The sequence below is a fragment of the Streptomyces sp. NPDC046876 genome (assembly GCF_040645035.1).
Lineage (GTDB): Bacteria > Actinomycetota > Actinomycetes > Streptomycetales > Streptomycetaceae > Streptomyces.
The window spans coordinates 1-1,034 of sequence record NZ_JBEYXK010000253.1; the positions used below are offsets into that span (position 1 = coordinate 1).

Genomic DNA, 1,034 nt, shown 5'->3' on the forward strand with positions numbered 1-1,034 from the left:
GGCGAAAATACCGAGTGCAATAGTAAACGTATCAACAAATGTATTACGTGTGACACCCATAGTAAAATGCAAACTCGTCGCCAGAAAACCAACGCCGACAATTGAAATAACCGTACGAATCCAGGCTAGGTAGGTACGTTCATTAGCTAGGTGTTGTTGTGGTTTTATTGATTGCAATTCTGACTTTGCTATTAATGGCTACTCAGAGTTACTTTAATTCCTCAGAAATAAATTCATTAGTTGAGCAAGCAGAAGAAAATAATCTTGAATATGAAGTAGTAATCCATAATCAGTTGACTAATTCATACAGCTTTACAGTTCCAACTGATTCAAAAAAATAAACTCAAAAGAGAATCATGAATAAAAGTATCGTATATATTTTATCAGAAAGAAGGAGCTGTTTTTCTAAAAATGAAAAACAGCTCCTTTTATTTCGTTTTGGCTCGTAAGCGATTTTGGCAATTATTTGGTGCTTGCAGCCAAATAATTGCTGAATGATGTAGGGGATTATTCGGTTAAATGGGCTGGCTGCTAAACGGGAAAACGGTTGGCCAACGGCTTGCTTTTTGGTTTCGGGGACGAGCGATCAGCTGCGTGCCGGAAACCTTCTTTTGGGTTTTTGGGGAAGGGTCAAGGGAAAGCATTTCCCTTGTGGGGTTGGGCAACGCCCAAGGTCTTTGGGGGATTGGGGGGCTCCCCAACAAGCTGTAAATGGGTACCATTTACGAAGCTTGCCAACCCTCTATGATGCTGATATACTCGGAGCACACCAACGAGTAGGAAGCAGCATTTCAATCACAGATTGAACAAGGAGGGGCGGTCTTTTTGGGAGAGAACAGGAAAGACAATCGACAGATTAAATTTCGGGTGAACGACCTCGAATTCCAGCAGCTAGAGCAGATGGCTCAAGCTGCTGGAATGAGTGTGCCGACCTTCTGCAAGAAGCAGGCACAAGGGGCGAGAATGACGCCTCCCAAGATTGATCGGGAGGGCGCATTTGAGATGGCTCGGCAATTGCGCGCGATTGGCAACAA

The 1,034-nt window shown here is 43.7% G+C and carries 1 protein-coding gene; it reads right to left on the reverse strand.

The features are described 5' to 3' along the window. A partial coding sequence (locus ABZ924_RS38805; protein ID WP_361920472.1) for a DUF202 domain-containing protein occupies positions 1-177 on the reverse strand: 177 nt, incomplete at its 3' end. Positions 178-1,034: the final 857 nt, after the last annotated feature.